The organism is Sphingomonas albertensis (genome assembly GCF_014358075.1).
Taxonomy (GTDB): Bacteria; Pseudomonadota; Alphaproteobacteria; order Sphingomonadales; family Sphingomonadaceae; genus Sphingomonas; species Sphingomonas albertensis.
The window spans coordinates 37944-46352 of the sequence record NZ_JACONT010000033.1; the positions used below are offsets into that span (position 1 = coordinate 37944).

9 protein-coding genes are annotated in these 8409 nt (G+C 66.4%); 8 read left to right on the forward strand and 1 reads right to left on the reverse strand.

The window, feature by feature from the left end; genetic code table 11:
- The first annotated feature begins 2 nt into the window (after positions 1–2).
- The gene (locus tag H8S47_RS14225) at positions 3–404 is read left to right on the forward strand and encodes an acyl-CoA thioesterase (RefSeq protein WP_328805552.1); all 402 of its coding nucleotides are present in this window, start codon (positions 3–5) and stop codon (positions 402–404) included.
- A gap of 131 nt (positions 405–535) precedes the next feature.
- Here H8S47_RS14225 and H8S47_RS14230 read toward each other — a convergent pair whose 3' ends face one another.
- The gene (locus H8S47_RS14230) at positions 536–1930 is read right to left on the reverse strand and encodes a helix-turn-helix domain-containing protein (protein WP_187504487.1); all 1395 of its coding nucleotides are present in this window, start codon (positions 1928–1930) and stop codon (positions 536–538) included.
- A gap of 100 nt (positions 1931–2030) precedes the next feature.
- Between H8S47_RS14230 and H8S47_RS14235 the strand changes: the two genes are divergently transcribed.
- From H8S47_RS14235 to scpA, 7 genes are all read left to right on the forward strand, one after another.
- The gene (locus H8S47_RS14235; protein WP_187504488.1) at positions 2031–3557 is read left to right on the forward strand and encodes an acyl-CoA carboxylase subunit beta; all 1527 of its coding nucleotides are present in this window, start codon (positions 2031–2033) and stop codon (positions 3555–3557) included.
- Positions 3558–3614: 57 nt separating this feature from the next.
- A complete protein-coding gene (locus H8S47_RS14240; RefSeq protein WP_187504489.1) occupies positions 3615–3902 on the forward strand; it encodes a hypothetical protein in 288 nt (95 codons plus the stop codon).
- On the forward strand, positions 3899–4117 hold the full coding sequence (locus tag H8S47_RS14245; protein WP_187504490.1) for a hypothetical protein: 219 nt from the start codon (positions 3899–3901) through the stop codon (positions 4115–4117). The genes H8S47_RS14240 and H8S47_RS14245 overlap by 4 nt, the downstream gene beginning before the upstream one ends.
- Positions 4114–4617 carry a hypothetical protein gene (locus H8S47_RS14250; RefSeq protein ID WP_187504491.1) on the forward strand — a complete coding sequence of 168 codons (504 nt, stop codon included), beginning with the start codon at positions 4114–4116 and terminating at the stop codon, positions 4615–4617. The genes H8S47_RS14245 and H8S47_RS14250 overlap by 4 nt, the downstream gene beginning before the upstream one ends.
- Positions 4614–5039: a methylmalonyl-CoA epimerase gene (mce, locus tag H8S47_RS14255; RefSeq protein ID WP_187504492.1), complete on the forward strand. Its 426-nt coding sequence runs from the start codon at positions 4614–4616 to the stop codon at positions 5037–5039. The genes H8S47_RS14250 and mce overlap by 4 nt, the downstream gene beginning before the upstream one ends.
- 10 nt (positions 5040–5049) lie before the next feature.
- On the forward strand, positions 5050–5835 hold the full coding sequence (locus H8S47_RS14260) for an enoyl-CoA hydratase-related protein (RefSeq protein ID WP_187504493.1): 786 nt from the start codon (positions 5050–5052) through the stop codon (positions 5833–5835).
- Between the two features lie 130 nt (positions 5836–5965).
- Positions 5966–8236, forward strand: a complete 2271-nt coding sequence (gene scpA / locus H8S47_RS14265) for a methylmalonyl-CoA mutase (protein WP_187504494.1) — start codon at positions 5966–5968, stop codon at positions 8234–8236.
- The last annotated feature ends 173 nt before the right edge of the window (positions 8237–8409 follow it).

Genomic DNA, 8409 nt, shown 5'->3' on the forward strand with positions numbered 1-8409 from the left:
GCGTGACAACAGCCATTCCCCATAGCTACGCCATCGGCATCGAGCCGGCCGACATCGACTTCATGGGTCATGTCAACAATGCGAACTATCTGAAGTGGGTGCAGGCCGCCGTGATCGACCATTGGCAGCGCCTTGCGCCGGCCGAGGCGGTCGCCGGGCACCTGTGGGTCGCCTTGAAACACGAGATCACGTACCGGAAACCGGCGTTCCTCAACGACGACGTGATCGCGACGGTGCTGCTGGAGAAGGTCCAGGGCGCGCGGGCGTTCTACGAGACGATCATCAAGCGCGGCGAGGACGTGCTGGCCGAGGTGAAGTCGAGCTGGTGCTGCCTGGACGCGGAAACGCTGCGGCCGTCGCGATTGGCGAACAACGTGGTGGAGCATTTCTTTCCGAAGGACTGATCCTTCTGGTTCTTCTGGCTCCCCTCCCTGGAAGGGAGGGGCGGGGGTGGGTAGGTCCGCTTGAGCCTCACTGGTTGGATCATGCAGAAACCGACCCACCCCCGACCCCTCCCTTCCAGGGAGGGGGAAATTCACACCACCTCATACGGCACGGCCCCGCGCCGGTCCGGATCGACTCGTATCTCACTCGCCGCCGGCGGAAACGCGCGCTGGTCGCAGTCCGTCCGCAAACAAACCCGGCACGAAGACCCGATCGGCGTCGCGATCCCGCCCGTCCCCAGCGCATCCGCATAGATGAACTCCGACGCGTTCGCCTCCTCGCACCCCAGCGCGACCGCATAGCGCCGCGCCGGCCGCGTGTAGGTCTCGGACGGCTTCACCAGACCCTTCGCCATCGAGACGTAGCGGATCCCGTCGGTCGTCTCGATCAGCTGAGTCAGGATGCGATCGGGGATCGCCACCGCCTCGTGGACGATCCACAACGGACACGCCCCCCCGAAACGCGCGAATTGCAACCGGGTGGCGGAATGCCGTTTTGTGATGTTCCCCGCCATATCGACGCGGCAGAAGAAGAACGGGATGCCGAGCGCGCCGGGGCGCTGGAGCGTCGAGAGCCGGTGACACGTCTGCTCGAAGCTCGTTCCGAAGATCCGCCGCAACCGATCGATGTCGTGCCGCACGCTCCGCGCTTCGGTGCGGAAGCGGGTGTAGGGCATGACGATCGCCCCGGCCGCATAGTTGGTCAGCCCCGCGGTCAGCAGCGCGCGCGCCGTCTCCGATGCCATTTCCGACGCCGCGACGATCCCGCCGATCACGTCACCGAACTCGTGCCGGGCGACCTGATGCGCGAGCGAGAACAGGGTGGTCTCGCCAGGCTGCGACCCATCGAGCCGCAGAGTCGCGCCGTCATAGTCGCGCAACGGTGCGGCGAGCGCGCCCGAGATCGCGACCGACACGCCGCGCGCCGCCAGCCGAGCCTCCAGCGCCGCGATCCGATCCGCCCCCAGCGCCTCGCCGATCTCCTCCGCGCGCCGGTCGAGCGCATCGACATAATTGCCCGCCGCATGAAACCAGTCGCGCACGTCCTCCCACGGCAGCAACCCCGGCGCCCCAGACCCGGCCACCAGCCGGTCGTCGAGCGCGCGCAACTGCTCCTGCGCGCGGCGATACGCATCGTGCATCGCGACCAGCCGCTGCGCCAGCAACGGCTGGTGCTTCACCGCGCGCCGCACTGCCGTTTCGTCAAGCGCAGGCGCCTCCACGCTCGTGTCCGACACCGCCTCCAGCGTCGCGATTAGGAGTGCGGTATCGTCCGCCGCGTCGATGCTGCCCCAATCCGCCGGAAACTCGCGCGCGAGCGTGATCAGCACGCCCTCGGTCACCGGCCGGTCGCCATTCTCGATCTGCGACAAATAGCTCACCGATAGCCCGATTCGCGCCGCCATCGCCGCCTGGCTGATCCCGAGAACACGGCGCAGGTCGCGCAGGCGGTGTCCGACGAAGAGGCGACGTGCGGGGAGGGTCATGCCCCCGCCTAGTTTGCAAACCTCCACCCAACAAGTTTGCAACATTGCATTTGCCCATCGCATCCCGCTCTGTGAAGGCAATCAGCAGGACGGAGAGACGATGTCATCGACGATCGAAGAGCTTGAACGCCGCCGCGAAGCCGCAAGAGTCGGCGGAGGCCTCAAGCGGATCGGAGCGCAGCACGCCAAGGGTAAGCTCACCGCGAGGGAGCGCCTTGACGTGCTGCTGGACGAGGGATCGTTCGAGGAGCTCGACATGTATGTCGAGCACAACTGCGTCGATTTCGGCATGCAGGATCAGGTCATCCCCGGCGACGGCGTCGTCACCGGCTCGGGCACGATCAACGGCCGCCTCGTCTTCGTCTTCAGCCAGGATTTCACCGTGTTCGGCGGGTCCTTGAGCGAACGTCACGCCCAAAAAATCTGCAAGGTGATGGACAGCGCGATGAAGGTCGGCGCACCGATCATCGGCCTCAATGACAGCGGCGGCGCGCGCATCCAAGAGGGCGTCGCCTCGCTCGGCGGCTATGCCGAGGTGTTCCAGCGCAACGCGCTTGCCTCGGGCGTCGTGCCGCAGCTCTCGCTCATCATGGGGCCGTGCGCAGGCGGCGCGGTCTATTCCCCGGCGATGACCGACTTCATCTTCATGGTGAAGGATTCGAGCTACATGTTCGTCACCGGCCCCGACGTGGTCAAGACGGTGACCAACGAGGTCGTGACGCAGGAGGCGCTCGGTGGCGCGGTGACGCACACGACCAAGACGTCGGTCGCCGACAACGCGTTCGAGAACGACATCGAAGCGCTGCTTGCGGCGCGCGACTTCTTCGATTTCCTGCCCGCGTCGAACCGTGACGGCGTGCCCGAGCGTCCGACCGCAGACGAATGGGACCGGATCGAGGAGAGCCTCGACACGCTGATCCCGGCGTCGGCGAACCAGCCCTACGACATGCACGAGCTAATCCGGAAGACGGTCGACGAAGGCGATTTCTTCGAGACTCAGCCGGCGCATGCCGCCAACATCATTACCGGCTTCGGCCGCATCGAAGGCCGAACGGTCGGCTTCGTCGCGAACCAGCCGATGGTGCTGGCCGGCGTGCTCGACATCAATTCGTCGAAGAAGGCGGCGCGGTTCGTGCGCTTCTGCGACGCGTTCGAGATCCCGATCGTGACGTTCGTCGACGTCCCCGGCTTCCTGCCCGGCACCGCCCAAGAGCATAACGGCATCATCAAGCACGGCGCGAAACTGCTGTTCGCCTATGCCGAGGCGACCGTGCCCAAGATCACCGTCATCACGCGGAAAGCGTATGGTGGAGCGTACGACGTGATGGCCTCAAAGCACCTGCGCGGCGACCTCAACTACGCCTGGCCGACCGCCGAGATCGCAGTGATGGGTGCGAAGGGCGCAGTCGAGATCATCTTCCGCGGCAAGACTCCGGAAGAGATCGCCGAACGCACCGCGGAATACGAGGCGCGTTTCGCCAACCCGTTCGTCGCCGCGTCGAAGGGCTTCATCGACGAGGTGATCCAGCCCCACTCGACCCGCCGCCGCATCGCGCTCGGCCTACGGAAACTCCGCGGCAAGGCGCTGGAGAATCCGTGGAAGAAGCATGATAACATCCCGCTGTGAGTCATGCTTGTTCGGTTATGATAAGCACATTATCATGTCATGCGAAGGAGTCGTGACATGCAGACCGAACGCGTGACGTTTCTGACTACCCCCGACCACAAGGCAGCGCTGGACGCGTTTGCGAGCAGCAACGGCCAGTCGGTCGGGCATGTTTTGCGCGAGGCGTCGAGTCAGTATATCGGCAAGCCGACAGCGGACGAGGAAGCCGAGCTTGCCGTACTCGTGCAGCAGGTCAACGAGGCGATCCCGAAGATGAACGCGTCGATCGACTCGATGATCGCGACGATGGACGCGTCACATATGCGAATCGACGCGCTGCTCCGTGACATGGGCGTGCGTTCATGAGCACATTCGGCGATATCTTCGGTGCGATGCGGCAGGTGATCCTTACGCAAGCACGCCTGGACCAACTCGATGTGCGGATGACCCGGATGGCAGGCGACATCGATGGTCTTGCCGACGGTATCTCATTGCTGCGCGACCGGATTTCACGGCTTGAGGGCATTATAGAAGGCGCAGCAATGGCGGCTAGCCGACAGCAGCGGCGGATCGAGGAATGATCGCGTTTCTCCTGCTGCAGGCTGTAACGCCTGCACCCGCGCCCGCTTGGAAACTCGCCGATCGCACTAACGCGGCGGGTGTGCGCAGCATCTCCGCATCGGTCACCGGCAATGACGGGCTCTCGCGGTTCGTCGTGAAGTGTGACGTCGGCTCGGAGCCGATCGTGTCGATCCAGTTCATCCAGCCGCAGCCGCTCGGGTCGGGCACGGACAAGCCGGTGGCGGTGCGCTTCGATGGCGGGCCGGCGTTCACCTACAACTGGCAGTTTCCGGGGACCGGTACGTACACCGCCGACCCCGAAGCGATCACCAGGCTGACGACGTTCCTAGTGAAGTCGAAGACGGTGCGGGTCGAGACGACCAACGGCGCGAACTTCGCGGTGCAGGCTAACTTCGTCGCGCCGACCGGCGACGCGATGATCCGGCAGGTGCTCGGTGTGTGCGGTTACACGCTGGGTGTCGTTCCCACGCCGCCGCCGCCACCGAAAGACGCGCCATGAGCCTGGGCCGCCTCAATCATGTCGGGGTCGCGACGCCGTCGATCGCGAAGTCGGTCGAGACGTACCGCCTGCTGCTCGGCGCGACCGCGATCGGCGAGCCGTTCGACTTGCCCGCGCAGGGCGTGAAAGTGTGTTTCATCGACGCACCCAACACGCAGATCGAGCTGATCGAGCCGTATGACGAGAGTTCGCCGATCGCGGGGTTCCTGCGGAAAAATCCGGCGGGTGGGCAGCATCACGTTTGCTTCGAGGTCGCCGACATCGCCGCCGCCGTCGCCGATCTGAAGGCGAAGGGCGCGACCGTGCTGGGCGAGCCGCGGATCGGGGCGCATGGCACGCCGATCGTGTTCGTGCACCCGAAGGACTTTGGCGGCATGCTGGTCGAGTTGATGGAGACGCCGGGCGATACCGGCGCGCACTAGGAGAGATCTGATGGCCGCGTACGAGCATATCCTGAGCGATCGGCGCGGCGACGTGCTGGTGCTGACGCTGAACCGGCCCGACCGGCTGAACGCCGCACCGCCGGCGATGTTCGAGGAATTGCGCGCGGCGCTTGGTGACCTGGATGGGGCGCGGGCTGTGCTGATCGCCGGCGCCGGGCGGGCGTTCTGTTCGGGGGCGGATGTCGGCGGCGGGGCGCTCGGCTCGGACAATCCGGGCGAGGCGACGTTCGCGGCGCTGACCGAGAGCTATAATCCGACGATGGCGGCGATCGCCGACCTGTCGGTGCCGGTGGTGAGCGCGGTGCGCGGGCCGGCGGCGGGGATCGGCTGCAGCCTCGCGCTCGCCGCCGATTTTTGTGTCGCCAGCGAGAGCGCGTATTTCCTTCAGGCGTTCGTGAACATCGGCTTGGTGCCGGACGGCGGCGCGTCTTGGATGCTGCCGCGGTTGATCGGGCGCGCGCGGGCGACGGAGATGATGATGCTCGGCGAGCGCGTACCGGCGGGCAAGGCGCTCGATTGGGGCATGGTGCACAAGGTCGTTACGGACGACGCTCTGGATGCTGAGGCGTTCGCGCTGGCCGAGCGGCTGGCAGCGATGCCGACGATCGCGCTCGGGTTGATGCGGCGAGCGATTACCGCAGCGTACGAGACGGATTACCCCACCGCGATGCAGGCCGAGGCGGCGAACCAGCGCGACGCGCGCGGGTCTGCGGACTCGATGGAGGGCGGCCGGGCTTTTCTTGAAAAGCGCAAGCCGGTGTTCACGGGGCGATGACCCGCCGCTCTTCTCGTTCCCCGGCGAAGGCCGGGGCCCAGACTCGATGCGCAGCATCGAACGCGCTCCCGCGCGCGGCGTATTCGAGGGGCTGGGCCCCGGCCTTCGCCGGGGAACTAGGTGCTAGGTAATGACTGATAAACCGAACCCAACTCTCGCAGACTGGCAGGCGCTTGCCGCCAAGGAAGTAAAGGGCGCCGACCTAACCTGGCCGACCCCGGAAGGCATCGACGTCAAGCCGCTCTACACCGCGAACGACGTCACCGCCGACCCCGGCCTCCCCGGATTCGCGCCCTTCACCCGCGGCGTCCGCGCGTCGATGTACGCCGGCCGGCCCTGGACGATCCGCCAATACGCCGGCTTCTCCACCGCCGAAGCCTCCAACGCGTTCTACCGCCGCAACCTCGCCGCCGGCCAGAAAGGCCTGTCGGTAGCGTTCGATCTCGCCACGCACCGCGGCTACGACAGCGATCACCCCCGCGTCACCGGCGATGTCGGCAAGGCAGGCGTCGCGATCGATTCGGTCGAGGACATGAAGATCCTCTTCGACGGCATCCCGCTCGACAAGATGTCGGTCAGCATGACGATGAACGGCGCGGTGATCCCAATCCTCGCCTTCTTCATCGTCGCGGGCGAGGAGCAGGGCGTCGACCGAAAACTGCTCGACGGGACCATCCAGAACGACATCCTCAAGGAGTTCATGGTCCGCAACACCTATATCTACCCGCCCGAGCCGAGCATGCGGATCATCTCGGACATCTTCGGTTACACCAGCCGCGAGATGCCCAAGTTCAACAGCATTTCGATCAGCGGCTATCACATGCAGGAGGCAGGAGCGACGCAGCTCCACGAGCTCGCCTTCACGATCGCCGACGGCATGGAATATGTGAAATACGGCGTCGCGAGCGGCCTAGACATCGACAAGTTTGCGGGGCGGCTGAGCTTCTTCTTCGCGATCGGCATGAACTTCTTCATGGAGATCGCCAAGCTCCGCGCCGCCCGCGTCCTCTGGCACCGCGCGATGACGCAACTGGGTGCACAGGATGAGCGCTCGAAGATGCTGCGCACGCATTGCCAGACCAGCGGCGTCTCGCTCACCGAGCAGGATCCGTACAACAACGTCATGCGCACCACGATCGAGGCGATGGCGGCGATGCTGGGGGGCACGCAGTCGCTCCACACCAACGCGCTCGACGAGGCGATCGCGCTGCCGACCGACTTCTCCGCGCGCATTGCCCGCAACACGCAGATCGTGATCCAGGAAGAGACGGGGATGACCAAGGTCGTCGATCCGCTCGGCGGCAGCTATTATATCGAGAGCCTGACGCAGTCGCTGGTCGACGGCGCGTGGGCGCTGATCGAGCGAATCCAGTCCGAGGGCGGCATGGCGAAGGCGGTCGCGGCAGGCTGGCCCAAGGCAATGATCGAGGAAGCTGCCGCCGGCCGCCAGGCCCGCGTCGATCGCGGCGAGGACGTCATCGTCGGCGTGAACAAGTACAAGCTCGCCGAACAGGACGCGATCGAGATTCTCGACGTGGATAACGTCGCGGTGCGGGCAGGCCAGATCGAACGCATCGCGCGGGTGAAGGCGGTACGCGACGAAGCTGCGTGCCAAGCCGCCCTGAACGCCCTCCGCGAAGGCGCGCGAATTCCTCCCCGGAACGGGGAGGGGGACCAGCCAACGGCTGGTGGAGGGGGCGTCCCACAAACGGACCCTCTCGTGGAAGCCTCCCTCCGTCAGCCTTCGGCCGCCACCTCCCCGAAACGGGGAGGATTTGAGAACAACCTCCTCGCGCTTGCGGTCGAGTGCGCCCGCGCCCGCGCCACGCTTGGCGAAATCTCCTCCGCGATGGAGGACGTGTTCGGCCGCTACGGCACGCAGCCCACCCCCGTCTCCGGCGTCTACGGCGGCGCGTACGAGGACGACGCGCGCTGGACCCGTCTCACCGACGGCGTCGAAGCCACCGAGCGCCGGATGGGCCGCAAACCCCGCATGCTCGTGGCCAAGATGGGCCAGGACGGCCATGACCGAGGCGCCAATCTCGTCTCGTCGATGTTCGGCGACCTGGGCTTCGAGATCGTCCCCGGCCCGCTGTTCCAGACCCCCGCCGAAGCCGCCGCGCTCGCGTTGGAAAAGGACGTCGACATCGTCGGTGCCTCGTCACTCGCCGCCGGCCACAAGACGCTGATCCCCGAGCTGATCGGCTATCTCCGCGAGGCAGGCCGCGCGGATATCAAGGTGATCGCGGGTGGCGTTATCCCCGCACAGGACTATCAGGCGCTGCGCGATGCCGGGGTCCAGGCGATCTTTGGACCCGGCACCAACCTGATCCAGGCCGCCGAGGACGTGTTGAAACTCCTCGGCCACAACATGGCCCCGCAAGAGGAAGCCGCCGAATGACGAATGCAATGCCAGACCTCCTCCCCTCCTGCACGCGGGAGGGGCCGGGGGTGGGCTCGCGCCATCAGCCGGACGCGACGCCGAGGGCGGGCGCCCCCCCCCCCCCCCCCCCCCCCCCCCGGGGGGGGGGGGGGGGGGGGGGGGGGGCCCCGCCGGGGCTACGCGCCCGCGGG